The following is a 19,532-nucleotide window of genomic DNA, read 5'->3' as shown; positions in this document are numbered from 1 at the left end:
CTCCCTTATATACACCGTGGGCAGTTCCTACTGCTATTGCTAAATAATCTACCCCAGTTTCATCAACAAATTTTTTAGCTTCATTAGGATCAGTGAAAGTAGCATCCCTTTCATCAACAACTATATCGTCTTCAGTACCTCCAATTTTTCCTAATTCAGCCTCTACAGAAACACCTACAGCATGAGCTACCTCGATTACCTTATTCGTTATTGCTATATTTTCTTCCAGTTCATATTTTGATCCATCTATCATTACAGAAGAAAAACCATGTCTTATACATAGCATAACTTGATCAAAGTCTGTACCATGATCTAAATGTAACGCAACAGGTACTTTAGCGTTCCTAGCTGCTAGTTTCCCTAATTCAGCAATATATTCAACACCTGCATATTTTAATCCACCTTGGCTAGCCTGAAGGATTACAGGAGAGTTGGTTTCCTCTGCAGCTTCAATTATGGCTTGGACTATTTCCATATTATTCACATTAAAAGCTCCAACTGCATAGTTATTCTTATGAGCATCTTGTAAAATTTCTATTCCAGTAACTAACATAATAAATCCTCCTCTTATTTTTTAATATCTCTATTTTTTTCTTTTATAGAATCTATACAAGAAATATTTTTTTCTTCAAGTATTATCTTATCCTTTTTTGATAAAACACTCAAGTCTTCTTCTGTTTCTGCAAAAATTAATTTTACACTATGGCAATTTAAACACTCCAATTCTATCCTATCGGAGAATAATTCGATATTTATTTGGGAATAGCCACAATTACAATTAATTTTATTTTCCTTTTTTAAAGTATATAATATACCTAGTATTTTAGCCAATACCTTAAAATTATTAAAATAATCTTTTGTTTTACTATCATTTTCTATATTACCTATCTGGATTGATTGCTCTAATAAAGCCTTCTTTGCCATGTGGCTACTGCCTAAAAAGAAAACTTCATTACCGTAAGGGCAATACATAATATTATAGTCCTTTAATATAGTATGCAAATCGAGATAATAATAATGACTACTTCCACAATTAAAACAATTAACTACTAAACTTAAACCTTTATTATTATTGGTTATGATAATATTAGTTTCTCCACATTCGCATCTATATTCAACTTTCTCTCTTCCTCTAATATGGAATAAATCTATTTCATATTCTTTTAATCTAGCGCAAAAATGGCATCTTAAAATTAGGCTTTTGCATCCATATAAAAGCATTGGACACACCTCCTAATTTATTAATTCTATATTGATTTATAAAATCCTTCTATTTGTCGAAAAATATCCAAAAAAATAAGTTCCTTTAAATGGCTCGGAGCCAAAAGGAACTTATGTAAAAATTATCTCTTTCTTAAACTTAAAATTTCTCTGGCTTCATCTGGTGTAGCTATTTCCCTACCCAATTCTTTTGCAATTCTGACTACCTTTTCCACCAATTCTCCATTAGATTTAGCTAATACTCCTTTTTCAAGATATACATTATCTTCAAACCCTACTCTAACATGGCCACCCATTGCAATACCCATTGCAGCCATTGGCATTTCATATCTTCCTACTCCTGCTACTGTCCAGGTAGAGCCTGCAGGTATACTATCTACCATAAAAGCTAGATCCCTTGCAGTTGCAGTCATTTGGACTCCTAATACAAAGTCAAAATGCATAGGTTCTAAAATATATCCTTGTTTAGCATATTTTATGGCATAATCTACCATGCCTTTATCAAATACTTCTATTTCAGGTTTAACGCCTTTTTCTATCATTATCTTACCAAAATTTTTTATGGTATTTTCCGTATTAACAAATATTTCATCTCCACCAAAATTCAATGTTCCACAATCTAAAGTTGCCATTTCTGGAAGAAGTTCTACTGGTTGAAGCCTTTCTTCATCAGACATACCTACTGCTCCACCGGTTGACGGCTGGATTATAACATCAGGACATCTTCTTTTTATTTCTTCAATACATTCTCTAAATCTTTCCTTATCTTGAGTCGGGGTACCATCGTCATATCTTACATGTAGATGTATAATACTTGCCCCCGCCTTATAAGCAGATTCTGCTTCTCTGCCTATTTCTTCTACAGTATAAGGAACATTTGGATTATGCTCCTTCGTTACCTCTGCTCCACAAATAGCTGCAGTTATAATAAGCTTATCCATTAAACTCCCCCTTATCTATTATTTTACTTTCTTTTCTTATCCTTTGGAACTACACAGGTTCCTTCGGCTTTACAAACAACTATAGGTTCGTCTAAAACATCACAAGCTGAATCATTAATATCTGGTCTAGGGACTATTACTTTTCTTGCTTCAAATGTCATCTTTCTTGAAGTATTGCCTATTTTAGTTATTTCTCCTACAGCTTCAATAAATTCTCCCGCATAAACAGGAGCTAAAAATTCCACATTATCATAAGCTACAAATAAACCTTCATCCCCGTCATTTCTAATAAGTAATTCTGTAGCAACATCACCAAACAATTGGAGCATTCTAGCACCATCTACTAAATTTCCTCCATAATGGGCATCTCCTGAACTCATCCTAACCCTAATCATAGCCTTATCCATGTTACACCCTCCATTTCAAATATAATCACATCCATTATAACATAAGAATTAACCTTAGACCATATAAAAACAATAAGTTCCCATCCTGAATAATTAACATCTAAGATGAGAACTTATTTGTAATATGTTTGTAATGTTCTATTTTAGTCCATTAAATATGGTGGCTATTAAATTCTTTGGATCTACCTTATTATGATCTATCTTTTCGTAGTATATTTTTTGCCCATAGAATTGACCTATAGAACCAATAATTATTATTGTTGCCAATTGGGAATCTAAATTTTTCCTCAATTCTCCATTGTTAATAGCTTCTTCAATGGCTTTTTTTATCCTATTAAATAGTTGAATTTTTTCCTCTATTATATCTTTCTTTAATTTCTTAGGCAGTACTTCCTTTTCCGTCATTATTATTTGGCTTATATCTATATACCTATTTAAATATTGACCATGAAATCTACATAAGGCATATAATTTTTGTTCAAAACTGTGATTTTCATTTAATATTATAGTAAGGCCTTTTTCATATTCTTCTATTCCATGTTTTATCATTTCATAAAATAGGGATTCTTTACTATCAAAATACCCATAGATAGTACCTTTACCTATTTCCGCTTTTCTGGCAATATCCTCCATCTTAGCTCCATAGAATCCATATTTAGCAAACACATCTGTGGCAGCCTTTAGTATATTTTCCCTTCTATCTTCCATCATTTGTTTTCACCTACCTTTTATCTCAGCGGAATCTTCATTTAGATTATCCTTATTAAGCAAATGGTACATTACTGGCACTACAAATAGGGTAAGTATTGTAGCATAGGTTAACCCACCAATAGACACTATAGCAAGAGGTTGTAACATTTCTGCCCCCGTTCCAACACCCACAGATAAAGTAGATAATCCAAATATGGTAGTAATAGCCGTCATCAATATTGGTCTCATACGAGTTTTTCCTGCCATGACTAAAGCTTCAGTTTTATTAAGGCCTTTTTCTCGCAATTGATTAGTATAGTCTACGAATACTATACCATTGTTAACAACTATACCGCTTAACACAAGGAATCCAAGCATTGCGATTAAGCTTATTTCATTTCCCGTAAGGACTAAAGCTAATAATCCACCAGTAAATGCTAACGGTATTGTAAATAATATTATAAATGGTGATAGCAAGGATTGGAATTGGGCTACCATGATTAAATAGATTAACACAATGGCCAATAATATCATTTTAACTAAATCCTCTAGGGATTCATTTATCATTTCCCTTTCCCCTGCTATTTCCACCTTATATCCATTTGGAACTTTATAGTCTTCTAATTTCCTTTCAAAATCACGACTTACAAGTCCTATATTATGATCTACATCTATATCAGCTGTTACAGATATATATCTTTCTTGGGAATCTCTTCTTATAGATGATAGACTTTGAGCTTCTAATATTGTAGCAATATCTCCTATAGAAATCTCTACTTCTTCACCATTCTTTTGTCCCTTTATGGATATGATTTCTAATTCATCCTTTGTAATATTTTCATGTCGATTATCTACTACAATCACTGGATAATCTCTATTTTCCGTAGATAATATAGTAGCAGTTTTATTGGTACCTATAATTGAATTAATATGTGAAAACACTTGAGCTACAGTTAATCCATTTTCCATTGCCTTCTCTTTATCCACTTGAATCCTTATTTCAGTTAAATTCTCCTCTATACCATCATCTACTTGCTCAATTCCTTCAGTTTCTTCAAGTAATTTTGTCATATCGGAAGCTATCTGGTGTAATGTATCTATTTCTTTTCCTTTTATTATTACTTCTATACCAGAGCCTACTAAAGCAGACATATCCATATTATTAGAACTTACTGTAATAGTAGAATCTAAATCATTAGTTAATTCAATTATCCTACTTTTAATATCATCATTACTTATATCTTTCTCTTCATCTAATAATAAATATAAGGATATAGATTCTCCATTGTTTCCACCACCTAGACTACCCATAGCATCACTATGAAAAGCCCCTATAGTTTCGATTTCTTCTATTTGAAGTAATCGATTTATTACAATATCTGTCATATCTCTAGTATCCTTAGTACTAGAACCTTTAGGCATTTCTATAGACATAGACATTTGTGGGGCATCCATTTCTGGAATAAAGGCCGTTCCCATAGATAATCCGCCATATATACTCACCACAAGTAATACAGCAACAGCAGTCATTACAAGTCCCCTATGGCTTAAAGAACCTCTAAGTAGCTTTTCATATCCCTTTTTAAACTTTTCAAAACTATTTTTTTCTTTCTTGTTAATCTTTTTCAACATACCAGATGCCATAGTAGGCACTAGTGTAAGGGCTACTAGAAGACTTGCTACCAAGGAATAAGCTATGGTTAACCCCATATCTGTAAATAACTGTCGTGAAATACCTTGAACGAATACTATAGGTAGAAACACACATGCTGTAGTAAGGGTAGATGCAGTAATTGCTCCTGCAATTTCTTTAGCTCCTTCTATAGCTGCTTCTATTGCAGTTTTTCCTTCATGTCTTAATCTATAGATATTTTCAATAGCAACTATAGAATTATCTACCAACATGCCTACTCCAAGGGCTAATCCTGCTAAGGAAATAATATTGATACTAACTCCTGTAAAGTACATCATAGCCACTGCAAAGATTATACTTATTGGTATAGATACGGCTATTATAAAAGTAGGCTTCAAATCCTTAAGGAATAGTATAAGGACAACTATAGCCAATATCCCGCCATAGATTATATTCTTCAATACTGAATCTACAACCATATCGATATACATACCTTGATCCATTAAATCAGTAAAACTTAACCCTTCATGTTCTAAAGTTAATTCCTCAGCTTTTTCCCTAATATCCTTTGATATATCAGAAGTTAAAAAAGTACTCTGTTTTTGGAAGACCAACATTACCGCATCATTTCCATTTACTTTAGCATATATTTCTTCTGAATTATCCTTCACGGTAATGTCTGCCACATCTTTTAGATATATCTTCCCAATCACATCTTCACCAGTATCAAATAAAAGCAGGTTTTCCATATCAGTTGTTTCTTGAATTTTATCCCCTACTTTTACTAGATGCTCTATTCCTTCTTCTCCTGATACATAACCTGCAGGCATGGAAAAATTCTGGGCTGCTAAGATACCTGAAACCATCTCTGGGGTTATAACCCCATCTATAGAAGCTTTTTTAAAGGCCTCTTCCTTAGCCTTTTCAAACTCATCCATTTTCTCCTTTAGAGTTTTTTCTCCGCTTTCTAATTCTGCCTTGACCTTATCCATTTCCATAGTTAGTTGAAGCTTCCCAGTCTTTAGTTCTTGTTCTTGGGTATTGAGCTCAGTTTTTTTTGATTTAAGTATTTTTTCTTCCTCTTCTACTTCTGTCAATTTTGTAGATATCATTTCAAGGCCTTTTATAGTTTCAGCTTTCTTTTGGGAAAGAAGTTCTAAGTTCTGCTTTATACTTTCAAGTTTTGCCTTATCTTCTTCCCTTAGATTATTCCCTAAAGCTAATAAGGCCTTTTCTGCTTCCTTTAACTTTTCTTCTTTTTGATTGATTTCATTTAGTCCATTATTTAATTCTTCTTTAGTCTTGGTTAATTCAGCTTTACCATCAGTTATTTTAGATTCTGCTAAAGATATCTGTTCTTTAGCTGCAACTATGGCACTTTCCCCTTCTGATAATTCTTTCATATGTTTCTCTTCTTCAGAGGCTAGTTTTGATTTACCTTCTTCAATTTCTCTTTTAGCTTTTATCAACTGATCCTCTGCCTCTGAAAGCTCTGAATCTACTATGTTTAATATTTTTTTATTCAAATCTTCTATTTTTTCATCATCAATAAGGACTTGAATCTTTTCCTCTAATAATCCTACTCCTGTTACAGAGGCCACTCCATTTATACTTTCTAATTCAGGAATTATTTCCTCATTTACCATTTCAGAAATTTCCACTATATCTAAACCCTCTACATCTACAGCTGATATCATAACTGGTAACATATCTGGATTCAGTCTCATTAGCATAGGAGAATTAATAGCATAATCATCCCAAGCCGGCTTCACTAAATCCAACATACCATTAATCTCTATTGTTGCTGAGTCCATATTAGTATCATTATTAAATTCCAATATAACAATAGATGAATTTTCTCTAGATATGGAACTTACATTTTTGATATTGTTAACTGTAGCAACAGCCTGTTCTATAGGTTTAGTTACTATCATTTCTACTTCTTCTGGACTTGCCCCTGGATAAGTTGTCATTATTACTACATAGGGCAGGTCTATACTAGGAAGTAAATCCGTATTTAAATTTATAAAGGATATAGCTCCTAGAATCAATACTACAATCACTGCTACAATCACCGTATATGGTCTTTTTACACTAAATTTTGACAGCATTCTATTACCCCTTTTCTAAAAAATATTTGGCGACTGACTGGTCGGTCAACTGAATAATAATGATTATAAAATATAACGAGATAATTGTCAACCACCCTTTCTCCTATTAATAGGAATACTAGATTTAACCTGATAATCTTAACAATATTGTAACTACTTAATATATATATTTATGATAATATTATATTATTAGACATAGCTTAGGGGGTGAATCCATTATTGAATGACTTAATAGTGCTTAAGAACTTGAGTAAAATTTATAGGATGGGAGATGAAAAAATCCACGCCTTAAAGGATATAAACTTGACCATAGATAAGGAAGAATTTGTGTGTTTGTTAGGGACTTCTGGCTCTGGTAAAAGTACTCTCCTCAATATGATGGCAGGATTAGAAAAACCTACTAAAGGTGAAATAATCGTAGGGAAACATCATATTGAGAATATGAATGAAAAACAGTTGGCTAAATTTAGGCAGCTGAATATTGGGTTTGTATTCCAGTCCTATAATTTAATACCTACCCTATCTGCTTTGGAAAATGTTAGTCTAGGCCTTACCTTTAGAGGAATCCCCAAGAAAGTTAGAGATAAAATGGCAAAGGAAATGCTAAGGGCTGTAGGATTAGGAAATAGACTTAACCATAAACCATCGGAGATGAGTGGTGGCCAACAGCAAAGAGTAAGTATTGCTAGAGCTTTTGTAGGAAAACCTAAAATAGTATTTGCTGATGAACCTACAGGAAACCTAGACACTAAAACTACATTGGAAGTAATGGACTTAATGACTAATATGGCAAGGGAAAACAAACAAACCCTTATTATAGTAACCCACGATGTGGAAATAGCGCCATATGGTCATCGTGTAATCTATTTAAGAGATGGTAGTATTGAAAAAATAGTTGAAAATCAAATAAAAGGGGGCGCAGAATAAATGCGAAAATTTATTAGTATATCTCTAATATTGTTGTTGATATTGTTGCAATTACCTATTGTGGGGTTGGCTGATGAAAATGGAGATAATGGACAAATAACAGATGTAAAAATATCAAATGGAGCTAAGGAAAGTGATGATTCTAATACTAGCAATACGAAAATAATAATTGATGAAGTTTATACACCTGAAAAAAATATTCGCGAAGGTGATACTTTTGAATTAACAATTACATTAAAAGTTTCTGGTAATGATGATGAAGATCTAGATATCTATGTCCAATTAGGTCAACCAAAATCTTTTTCTCCTGTTAAAACTGGATCAAAACAAGAAGCTAAAAAGTCTAATAATATATACACTGTAAAATTCGAAAAAATTCATTACAACGGCGGAGACGATACAACAATACCTATAACTATATTCTATAATGAAAATGGCAAGGAAAAATCAATTTCCGATTATATAAGTATAACTAATATAGTTCCTTCCAGTTCTGAAGAAAAACCTGATGGAACCAAAATAATTCCTAGCCTAACTGTAGTAAGCTCTAAAACTATAAGTTCTCAAGCAGGGGATTCCCTTTATATTCCAGTAACAGTTAAAAACTCCAGTGACAATTGGGCTGAAAATATAACTGTTACAGCAGAAGTTGAAGGTGATTCACCTATAACTTTAAGGGGGGCTGGGTACGAGGATATACGCCACTTGAGAGGTGGTAGATCGGAAGACATAGAATTTAGAGTAGATATAGATCAATATGCAGAGAGCAAAACCTACCCAGTTAAAATTAATTTCCAATTCTATAACGAATATGGTGTATCTTTTAATAGTTCAGATACTATTTATATAAAAGTGGAAAACAAAAATACAAAACCTTTAATATCTATTAATAAAATAGATATTAAACCAGTAGAATCTGAGGCAGAAAAACCAACTACTGTAGGTTTTCAATTAGTTAACAATGGTACATTAGAAGCAAAAGATATAAAGGTATCCTTAGGTGGAATAAGCAACGAAACATTTACACTTTCTTCAGGTCTTAATAGTAAATATATAGAAAGATTATCGGGGGGAAAGTCAGCTTATGTAGAATTTGAAATAATACCTTCTATTAAGCTATCAGGAGGAAGCCATGGATTAGATTTAAACCTGAACTACAAAGATGGTACCAATCAAATCTTCGAAGATACTAACAAGTTTTTTGTCAATGTAGCATCTAATAAAGGAAAAGGCTCTAACTTAATCATTGAAAATCTTACTTATCCTGATGGAGCAGTTGGACAAAACAAGGATGTTACAATTGGATTTGCATTAAAAAACATAGGTAAAATGGATGCAAAAAACATTAAAGTTTCCGTGGAAAGTTCAGATCAAAATGGAGTTGTACCAAAGACTGTCAGTATTAAAAAAATCAACTCTATAGGACCAGACAAATCCCAAAATTTAAGTTTTGTCTTCCTTACTACTAAAGACGCAGAAACTAGAAATTATCCAATCAATATTACAGTAGAATATGAAGACGATTTGGTTATAGAAGAAAAGCATATCTTAACCCAATATGTTGGGGTTTATGTGGTCAAGCCTGGAGAAGAAGGCAAGACTACACCCAAACTTATAATCGATAAATATAATTTTGAACCATCTATTGTCAGAGCGGGAGAAAATTACACCATGAACTTATCTTTTTATAACACAAATAGTCAAAAAGCAGTTAGAAATATAAAGATATTTTTAACAGCAGATGAAAAAACAGATCCTGATGGCAATAGTGGAGGAGGCAATGTATTTACCCCTGTAAATAGTAGTAATACTTTCTACATAGATTCAATTCCTCCAAAGGGAAGAGTAGAAAAAAACATTACTATGTTTACAGTGCCTGATGCTCAAGCCAAAACCTATACTATAACGGCTAATTTTGAATATGAAGATAGCAAAGGCGAAGAATATACGGCTACAGAGTTAATAGGGGTGCCAGTAATCCAACAATCCAAACTTGAGGTAGGAGAAGTAAGTATTTCTCCAGAAGCCTTTGCTGGAGAACCTACTCCTGTATTCGTCGAGTTTTATAACACAGGGAAGGTCACTCTATATAATATGATGGTAAAATTGGATGGAGATTTTCAGACAGAAAATGGCAGTTATTATGTAGGAAATTTCGAATCTGGTAGGTCTGAATACTTTGAAGGTATGGTAATTCCTATGGAACCAGGAGAATTAACTGGCACCTTAGTATTTTCCTATGAGGACTCTTCTGGCGAAAATGTTGAAATTAGAGAAGAATTTACCTTAAATGTTATGGAACCTATGCCTGTAGATGAGTTTCCTGAAGATATGCCTCCAATGGATGAACAGGGAGGAATTAAAAAAATATTTAAGAGTAAGGGTTTCTGGATAACTATTATCTTAATAGGTACAGCTATTGGCGGTTTTATCTTCTACAAAAAAAAGAAAATGAAAGGTATGGCTTTAGATGAGTAGTATAGATTTAATCCGAATGGGAATTAAAAATCTCTGGAGGAGAAAATTAAGAACTTTTTTAACTGTATTGGGAGTTATTATAGGCACTAGCTCTATAGTAGTAATGCTATCTTTAGGTTTTGGTATGCAAGAAGCTTTCAAAGGCCAACTGGCTAGAATGGGGAGTTTAAATACCATTAATATTTATAAAAGTTATGGTGGTTATGGGGAGATGCCTTCTGATAGGAATAATAGGGATGTTAAACTAGATGATCAGGCAGTGTTAAACTTTAAAAACATACCTCATGTTACAGCTGTAACCCCTATAATAGAAACCTATGGAATTATAAAAAGTGGTAGGTATACTTCCCATACCTCTATTAAAGGGATAGACCCTGAAGCTATGGAACATTTCGACTTTAAAATTGGTGAAGGTCGTCTATTACAGGCTGGAGATAATTTAAACTTCGTTTTTGGTGGCGGTATGAAATACAATTTTTATGATGAAAAAGCTATGAGTAGAGGCAGATATGAAGAACCAGATATAGACCTTATGAACGATAGGATGACATTGACCTTCGATATGGATACAGGCAGAAGGCCTACTATGCCAGGAGAAAGTATGGAACGACCTAAGTATAAGGATTATAATATTAAAACAGTAGGTGTTCTTGAAGAAGGAAATTGGGAAACAGATTATGGTATATATGCCCCTATCGATACTGTAAAAAAAATAATTGAAGAAAAAGAAAAAGCAGAAGGAAGTACGCAAGGGCAAAATAAAAGAGGAAAACAAGAATATGAAAGGATTATGGTTAGAGTTGAAGATATAAAATATGTTGGACAGATTCAAGAAAAAATAAAAAATGATGGATTTGAGGCCTATAGTTTAAATGATATGCTTGATGAGATGAATAAGATGACAGGAATAATTCAGGCAGTTTTAGGTGGAATAGGTGCTGTATCTTTACTTGTTGCAGCCATAGGCATAACCAATACTATGGTTATGTCTATATATGAAAGGACTAAGGAAATCGGAATAATGAAAGTTATAGGCGCATCACTGAAGGATATAAAGAAACTTTTTTTATTTGAATCAGCTATGATAGGATTACTAGGAGGTATAGCTGGAATCATATTTAGCTATCTATTATCTTTTCTAGTAAATAAATTTAGCCCTGCCTTCGGCGACTTTATGGGAGTAGGAGGCGAAGCAAAGATAAGTATCATACCCATATGGTTAATATTCGCTTCATTAGGATTCTCTGCTCTAATAGGTATAATATCTGGTTATTATCCTGCTAAACGAGCTATGAACCTATCTGCATTAGAAGCTATACGTACAGAATAAAACAAGGTAGAGACTATTCTCTACCTTGTTTTTCTATTTCAATATTTACTATTTCATCGCTTTCCAATTTTAGTTTAGCATAATAATCTAATCTAAGATCGTATAAGCTCTTGATTTCCTTGTCTATTCTTATTTGAGCCTTGGGAGAAATATAATAATCTATCAATTCTTCTTGGTCGTTTAATATGGTTAATTTGGATTCCTTTGAAATTAAAATTTCTTTAATGACCCCTTTGTCCTCTCCTGGAATGGATTTAGCTTCTATCTGTGCTACTTCTCCATCTGTTAGAGATAAGGCTACCTCATCTCCTTTTCTTAGCTCCTTTATGGTAACTCCATTAGAATTTCTGTATACCAATAAATTTTCTCTCAATTGATATTCATAAACAGTACTATCTTTCCTTTCCACTTGAATAGTATATTCTTCATCAAAATCCCTATCTTTGATTATACCTACTACCTTTCCATCTCTACTTTCACTAGCAATGGATAAAACTAGATTATCGAAGACTTCTATCTTCACCCAATCTCCTTCTTTTAAACTGAAAAGATGGGATTCTTCCCCATTTATCCATACTTTGGTGTCTTTTGGTATATGGAAAGTTCTTGTATCTCCATCAGCTATATTTACTATTAAAGATGAAGAATTTCCTATAATAATTTTATCAATGGTTCCAGATATTATATCATTATTCTTGTCCACTGTTAAAGATTTTATTATATTATCCTTACCAATCCTTGCCTTAATATTCATTCCTAATTCTAGCTCTTCTATTGTGGTAGCTTGGTCATCTATAGTTATCAAGGCATCCTTATCTAATGTATAGGAATCTACTCTTTGGCCGTTATCTATGAATATAAACCTATCAATTATACCAGTAATAATCCCTGTTAATTGTTCCTGATCTTCTTTAATAGGTTTCTCTATAGGTGTTTCATCAGGTCGTTCTGGCTCTTTAATAGTTTCCCCTGGAACAACAACTGGACTAATATCTAGTTTATCATAGGATAGATATAGCATCTTGGCTAATACAGACCTTATTACAGGTTGATCTGGATTAAACTTACCTTCACTGTCTCCCTTAGCCTCTAATATACCATTATCTATTAAGTATTTTATATAGGGCCTCGCCCTTTCTGGAATACTATCGGTATCATTGTATAAAAACACAAAGACTTCTTCATTAGTTTCTTTTATCCCTAATGCCTTGGCAATATAAATAGATAGTTCTACTTTTGTAGCAGTTCGTATCTTTCCTTTAACAAATAGATTATTTTCAACAAATATTTCAGTTACAAGACCTTTAGATAAAGCTATAGCTAGTCCATCTTTTCTTTCCTCGGATAGTTCAAACTTATTAAGTAAATTATCATATTTTTGTCTCATACTTTGAACTTCCTCTGTGGATAAATTGAAAAGTCTAGTTACATATATAAGAGCATCGGCTGTATTAACTTCCTCATTTGGCCTAAAGGTAGCATCATCATATCCGTCCATTAAGCCTAAATCAACTACCTTCTTCACATATTCATAAGCCCAATGTCTATGGTCTATATCTGTAAACATACTTTCCCCATAAACCCCGACACTATTTAACCCTAATAGTAATATAATAAGTAGAATAGCTATTTTTTGGCATTTTCTATTTAATAACAAAATACCTCCCCCTTTTTCAATCTAAAATTGATAGTTATTGCTGACCATTTATATCATAATTATTATTCTAAGCCCTACTTAACATTTTTAGGCTCCATAAAAATCATAGACTCTATTCACTTATATTACTATTCTACATTAATTCTTAAATTCCTTTATTTATTGTTTTTATTTTCCTTAGAAGCTCTTATAAAATCCTTAATTAAAGGATGTGCTCTTGTAGGTCTTGATTTGAATTCTGGATGGAACTGGACTCCTACAAACCAAGGATGGCCATTCAGTTCGATGATTTCAACTAGCCTTTCGTCTGGTGAAAGTCCACTTATCCTTAAACCTTTTTCCTCTAACTTCTCTCTAAATTGGTTATTGAACTCATATCTATGCCTGTGTCTTTCATATATTATCTCTTCTCCATAGATATTGCTTACTTTGGAATCTTTAATAAGTTTACATGGATATAATCCTAATCTCATAGTTCCGTTAGTTAACTCAATATCCTTTTGCTCTGGCATTAAATCTATTACAGGAAAAGGGGTATCTAGGTCAATTTCAGTAGTGTGGGCTCCTTTTAATCCAACTACATTTCTTGCAAATTCTATTACTGCCAATTGCATACCTAGACATATTCCTAAATATGGTATTTTATTTTCTCTAGCATATTTTGCAGCAGAGATTTTTCCGTCTATTCCCCTATCACCAAATCCACCTGGAACTAAAATTCCATCTACGTCTGCAAATATATCTTTTGCATTTTCATCTTCTACATCTTCTGCATGGACCCATTTTATTTCCACATCTACATCATTAAATATACCTCCATGTTTTAAAGATTCAGCTACTGATAAATAAGCATCCTTTAATTCTATATACTTACCTACAAGGGCTATAGTAACCTTGTCATTTAAAGCTTTAATCCTCTCAACAATACTATTCCATTCTGTCAAATCTAATTTATCACATTCTAAATGAAGATGATCTATAACTAATTGGGGCAAGCCTTCCTTTTCTAACATAAGTGGTATTTCATATAAGGTTTCCGCATCTATATTCTCAATTACTTCCGATGGATCTAAATCGCAAAATAGAGCTATCTTATCTTTTAAATCCTGAGATAAAGGCATTTCTGTTCTACATATAAGAACATCTGGCTGTATACCTATACTTCTCAATTCCTTCACACTATGCTGAGTAGGTTTTGTCTTCAATTCTCCAGCCATAGATAGATAAGGAACTAAAGTAACGTGAATATACATTACATTTTCTTTGCCTACATCATTTTTTATCTGTCTAATAGCCTCTAGAAATGGAAGGGATTCAATATCTCCAACGGTGCCTCCTATTTCAGTTATAACTACATCCACTTCCCTGTCCTTAGAAACCCTTTTGATTCTATCCTTTATTTCATTAGTTATATGTGGAATAACTTGGACAGTCCTTCCATCATATTCCCCTTTTCTTTCCTTATTTAAAACAGACCAGTAAATCTTTCCTGTAGTTACATTACTATATTTATTTAAACTAATATCAATAAACCTTTCGTAATGACCTAGATCCAAATCGGTTTCTGCCCCATCATCGGTTACAAAAACTTCTCCATGTTGATAAGGACTCATAGTCCCTGGATCTACATTTATGTAGGGATCAAATTTCTGAATGGTCACTTTAAGACCTCTGCTCTTTAATAATTGGCCTAAACTTGCTGCTGTAATACCCTTACCTAAAGATGATACAACTCCTCCTGTGACAAATATATATTTTGTCGGCATTTTCCGAACCCTCCTTATAAACTTATAACTATAGTATTCTATCCCATTATGTTATTAATGTCAATTATCCTGGATAAATATATTATACCCTAATTATAAAAACCTATTGTAATTATAATGTAATATTTAGAACTACTTATATGGTGTATAATTATAATAGGACTATTATGAAAGGAGAGTTTAGATATGAAAAAAGTTTTATCCTTAGTTCTAGCATTAGTTATTGTTATTTCTAATTTTTCTTTTGTCTTTGGTATGCCTTCTGAAAAAGAAATATATAACCAAGCTGGGAAGATATTAGAAGGTTTAGGTGTATTGCAAGGCTCAGAAACTGGGGATTTGATGTTAGAAAATGATCTTAGAAGACAAGATATGGTTGTCCTCATTAGTAGATTGTACAAAGAAGAAGGTAAGGCTAAAAAGTACACTGTCAAAAATACTTTTAATGACGTAACTAATTCTTTTTACAAACCCTATGTCTCTTGGGCAGTAGATAGAGGCCTTGTTATTGGGGTAGGCCAAGGAAAGTTTGGATATAACAATCCAGTAAAAGTTCAACAATTTCAAACTTTACTTCTAAGAGTTTTAGGCTATGGAGAAGAAGTAAAAGATTATAAAAATGTACCAGAAATCGCAAAAACTTTAGGATTAATGGATGGAATTTCAGCTGAACCAGATGAGAATGTAAAAAGAGGGTTAATGGCAGCAATGACCCTTAATGCTTTAAAACTTTATCCTAGTGGTTCTAGTTTAACTCTAGCTCAAGAATTAAATTTAAAAATACCTGATACCTTTGACGTTTCAGCAGTTCCAACTATAGATAAAAACAATGTAAAATTTGAAGGGGTAGCTAAAGGAACAAATGCATTAAAAATACATTTAAAACCCCTTTCATCAGATATTACTTCTGGAGAAAAACAATATAATATTCCTTTAGAAGAAGATGGGAGGTTTTCATATCTAGTAGAAAATCTCCAACCTGGAAAATACGAATATAAATTCTTGAGTGGTAATTTAAGTACCAAAACTCAATCCTTTACTATTCAAGAGCTCCCCTTTGAACTACAAGATATAAAAGGAGATAACCTTAAAGAGATTATTATAAATTTTACGGCTCCCGTAGACAAGGCATCTAGCTTATTTACTAGTAATTATACGACAAATGCTGGTACAGTGAAATCAGCACGTCTTGAAAACAACGATACTACAGTAGTCCTTACTCTTAATGAAACTATGAGAAATCAAAATACATATAAAATATCCATAAATAGAATTAAATCATCAAAGGGGAAAGAAATAAGTATAAGAGATAGAGAATTCACTGCTTTTGATAATGATATTCCACAAGTAGAAGAAGTTAAACAGTTGGGAAACAAAGGATTACGAGTTTATATGTCAGAACCAGTTAGAAATCCAAGATCATCAAATTTTAAGATTGATGATAAGAAAATTTCTGCCCAAGTTGATATTGAAGATAACGTAATTACTTTAAAATATTACTCATCCTATTATGCTCCTGATGAAGGGAGACATATTTTAAGTGTATCTGGTTTAGTTGACTATGCAGATTATAAGGCTTTAGATCAGGATGTTCCTTTCGATATAGTAAAGGATACTGAACCGCCAAAAATAGTTGATAAATATGCCACTATAGAAGAAGTAGTTATACAGTTTGACGAAGATATTGATCCAAGTTCAGTTTCCAGGACCAATTTCTATTGGAAATCAGGCTCTAGTAAAAGATATCCTAGTAATGTAAAGGTATCAAATGATAAGGTTATATTAGACTTCTCAGGAAATAGATTGCCTACTCGTGAAGTTGTATTATATATCGATAGTGTAAAAGATTATTCAGACAATAAGTTGAGAAATGAAGAAATTGAGATAGAACCAGTTGTAGATACTACAAATCCAGAAGTAGTTGGATTAACAGTTGCAGAAGATGGAAAATCTATTACCGTTTATTATAGCAAAAATGTAGATGCTAAAAATAGAAATTATTATGATATCAGAGATGAAAAGGGTAAAATTGTATATATAAGAAGTGTAGAAGGTTCTGGAAGAGAATATAAGATAAACTTAAGTACTCATCTACCAATAGGAAACAATTCCATTACAATCCAAGGTGTAGAAGATACTACAGCTTTAAGAAATTCCCTAATAACCTATACTCAAGATATATACATGGATGATGTAGAAGCACCTAAAGTAGTTAGTCATTCTGGTACAGATAATAAAATAACACTTCTATTTAACAAAGATATGGATCCATCAACTGTAGAAGATCGAGGAAATTACTTAATTGATTTTGAAGGAAAATATATATATCTTCCACATGGAACGGAATTTGAACAAATTTATGATGGAAAAACATATATAATTACATTACCTGAAGAAATAGATGGAAAAAAAGTAAATATAGGTGGAAGTAGAAATATTAGTGAATTGGAAGTTAGAGGACTTAAATCTACTAATGGAATGTTAATAGAACCAGTAAAACTAAAGTTTGATGGTAGAAATCAAGGTGATGCAGTGGTAAAAGAAGCTAAATTAACTGAACCTGATACTATAGTAGTGAAATTTAATCAGCCTATACTATATGCATCTGCTAGGGATTTTAGTGTACCTGGAAAAACTATATATGATGTAAGATATAATGATACAGAAGAAGTTGTAATTACTTTAGACGATAGAGATGTAACAACTATAGATGGTAAGCTTTCCGTAAGGAGTAACAACTCTATAGAAACTATATTAAACACAAGGGCTAAAGCTGATTATATTACTGTAAAAGATGAAGTAAAACCTCAAATTAGTGCAAGACGAGGCAGCCTTAGTGTTAGCGGTAAAATAATATACCTGCCCTTTACTGAAAAATTAGATAAAGAAGTAGAAACTCTATTTAAGGATGACCTAATTGTAGAAGTATTAGGAGATGGAATACTGGACAGGTCCAAATACTCAACAGTTTTAGATACTGACGGTTCCACAATAAAAATAATAATAGATAGTAATATCAAAGCTCCCGATGGATATTCCATTAGATTGAAGGACAATCCTAAATATATAATGGATACCAGCGGTAATGTAGTTGAATATGATGGATATGAATATTATACTAGATAAGGTTATTGCAAAATTTTACAATAAATAGGAAGCCCTATGGGAAATAATATTTGCCCATAGGGCTTCTTGGTATCTTTCTTTTAGTTACTGATGGGTTAGTTTAGCTTAAAAAGATTTTGAGTTAGGTCTAACCTTCAGCTTCTCCGTTACCACTTTTTAACTTACTGATGTCAAAGGAGAATTTATAGGTGGCTGTTTGTTCCGCGACTCCATAGCAGTATACCACATCAAGCTTACATCCAGCAACTTAAAAAGTTTCCTTTAATCTGCCATAATTTATTCATTTATCACAAAACCTTATACCAATTATATCTAATTTAATATAAAAACACAAGCTAAACTATCATCTTTAATATTAAAATCTATGTAATAACTACTAATCGTTGTATCAATACTATCATTAACCATATTTAAAAACTCTACCTCATTATTTAATATTAATTTCTCTCTAAAACTTTTTATCAATAATTCTCCCTCTTTATCTTCTATAAATAATTTCTTTTCCAAGGGCGTTAAAATATTTTTACAATATATGGTTATACAATTTTCAATTGCATAAACCTTAACGAGGCCTGGTCCCCTACTAAAATGTTTAGACATAAATGCTTTAAAAGAATCCTCTATACGCTTCTTAACTCGCCTTTCAACACCTACAACACTATTACCCATACATATCCCCCCATGATAATCTAATATGGATTTTAAATACCTTAAAATATATTTTTAAAAATTCCCTCACAAAAAAATAATGTTTCTGGGTCTTTAGACCTAGAAACATTATACCAAAATTCCTACTCTTAGGCAATATCTTTGTAAATGATGATAGTGTCAAGTTGTTGTTGGAAAACAATTAATATCATTTTCTTCTTAATAAATTAGAGAAAACTCTCATTTTTATAATGCAATAAATTGTTAAACCTTATTTCCCCCCTGGATTCTCGCCACCATTGACAATCCAAACATAAATGCTATTGGGTTATTATCCGAAGGTGAATAACTCAAAGCAAGCTATAGTTTTTCTTCTTGTTAAAAGTGTGAAGTGCTAAGCATATTCTTAAGCCATCTACCATCTGTTTTTGATGTGTATGGCATATCTATCATTATATCTGGATCAATATTGTTGTAGGTTCTTTTTACTCTATTTGTTACTCTTTTATCAAGTTCTAATATTCTTTCTTCATTTTTCTTTTCGATTCTTTGATTCCTATAATATTCTTTAATGCTTCCACCATTGGCTTTATATGC

Annotated in this window: 14 protein-coding genes; 4 read left to right on the top strand and 10 right to left on the bottom strand. The window is 32.4% G+C overall.

Going from position 1 to position 19,532, the window contains the following annotated elements:
• From C3E89_RS09005 to C3E89_RS08980, 6 genes are all read right to left on the bottom strand, one after another.
• Positions 1-553 (bottom strand): ketose-bisphosphate aldolase (locus tag C3E89_RS09005; protein ID WP_236912240.1); only part of this gene is annotated, 553 nt, incomplete at its 3' end.
• Positions 554-567: 14 nt separating this feature from the next.
• The gene (locus C3E89_RS09000; RefSeq protein ID WP_236912237.1) at positions 568-1,221 is read right to left on the bottom strand and encodes a hypothetical protein; all 654 of its coding nucleotides are present in this window, start codon (positions 1,219-1,221) and stop codon (positions 568-570) included.
• Positions 1,222-1,343: 122 nt separating this feature from the next.
• Entirely contained in the window at positions 1,344-2,162 is an 819-nt protein-coding gene (locus C3E89_RS08995; RefSeq protein WP_236912236.1) for a 3-keto-5-aminohexanoate cleavage protein, read from the bottom strand.
• A gap of 23 nt (positions 2,163-2,185) precedes the next feature.
• The gene (locus C3E89_RS08990; RefSeq protein ID WP_236912234.1) at positions 2,186-2,569 is read right to left on the bottom strand and encodes a hotdog domain-containing protein; all 384 of its coding nucleotides are present in this window, start codon (positions 2,567-2,569) and stop codon (positions 2,186-2,188) included.
• A gap of 138 nt (positions 2,570-2,707) precedes the next feature.
• Entirely contained in the window at positions 2,708-3,280 is a 573-nt protein-coding gene (locus C3E89_RS08985) for a TetR/AcrR family transcriptional regulator (protein ID WP_236912232.1), read from the bottom strand.
• Between the two features lie 6 nt (positions 3,281-3,286).
• On the bottom strand, positions 3,287-7,003 hold the full coding sequence (locus C3E89_RS08980) for an efflux RND transporter permease subunit (RefSeq protein WP_236912229.1): 3,717 nt from the start codon (positions 7,001-7,003) through the stop codon (positions 3,287-3,289).
• A gap of 264 nt (positions 7,004-7,267) precedes the next feature.
• Between C3E89_RS08980 and C3E89_RS08975 the strand changes: the two genes are divergently transcribed.
• The 3 genes from C3E89_RS08975 to C3E89_RS08965 are packed head-to-tail and all read left to right on the top strand — an operon-like array spanning position 7,268 to position 11,738.
• Complete coding sequence (locus C3E89_RS08975; RefSeq protein ID WP_442870613.1) at positions 7,268-7,930, top strand: ABC transporter ATP-binding protein; 663 nt, start codon at positions 7,268-7,270, stop codon at positions 7,928-7,930.
• Complete coding sequence (locus tag C3E89_RS08970; RefSeq protein WP_236912225.1) at positions 7,931-10,408, top strand: COG1361 S-layer family protein; 2,478 nt, start codon at positions 7,931-7,933, stop codon at positions 10,406-10,408. It begins immediately after the preceding gene.
• On the top strand, positions 10,401-11,738 hold the full coding sequence (locus C3E89_RS08965; RefSeq protein ID WP_236912223.1) for an ABC transporter permease: 1,338 nt from the start codon (positions 10,401-10,403) through the stop codon (positions 11,736-11,738). Before C3E89_RS08970 ends, C3E89_RS08965 begins: the two co-directional genes overlap by 8 nt.
• A 13-nt stretch (positions 11,739-11,751) precedes the next feature.
• Here C3E89_RS08965 and C3E89_RS08960 read toward each other — a convergent pair whose 3' ends face one another.
• On the bottom strand, positions 11,752-13,395 hold the full coding sequence (locus C3E89_RS08960) for an S-layer homology domain-containing protein (protein WP_236912221.1): 1,644 nt from the start codon (positions 13,393-13,395) through the stop codon (positions 11,752-11,754).
• Between the two features lie 155 nt (positions 13,396-13,550).
• A complete protein-coding gene (locus C3E89_RS08955) occupies positions 13,551-15,161 on the bottom strand; it encodes a CTP synthase (RefSeq protein ID WP_236912220.1) in 1,611 nt (536 codons plus the stop codon).
• A gap of 186 nt (positions 15,162-15,347) precedes the next feature.
• On the opposite strand from C3E89_RS08955, the gene C3E89_RS08950 reads away from it, so the two are divergent.
• A complete protein-coding gene (locus tag C3E89_RS08950) occupies positions 15,348-18,287 on the top strand; it encodes an S-layer homology domain-containing protein (protein WP_236912218.1) in 2,940 nt (979 codons plus the stop codon).
• Between the two features lie 312 nt (positions 18,288-18,599).
• Here C3E89_RS08950 and C3E89_RS08945 read toward each other — a convergent pair whose 3' ends face one another.
• Positions 18,600-18,956, bottom strand: a complete 357-nt coding sequence (locus tag C3E89_RS08945) for a Na-translocating system protein MpsC family protein (protein WP_025640756.1) — start codon at positions 18,954-18,956, stop codon at positions 18,600-18,602.
• Positions 18,957-19,313: 357 nt separating this feature from the next.
• Positions 19,314-19,532 (bottom strand): hypothetical protein (locus C3E89_RS08940; protein ID WP_236912217.1); only part of this gene is annotated, 219 nt, incomplete at its 5' end.

Source organism: Clostridium sp. Cult1, assembly GCF_021655095.1.
Classification (GTDB): domain Bacteria; phylum Bacillota; class Clostridia; order Tissierellales; family Tepidimicrobiaceae; genus Schnuerera.
Note: the sequence above shows the minus strand (reverse complement) of the source record. Positions and strands in the feature narration are given on the sequence as shown.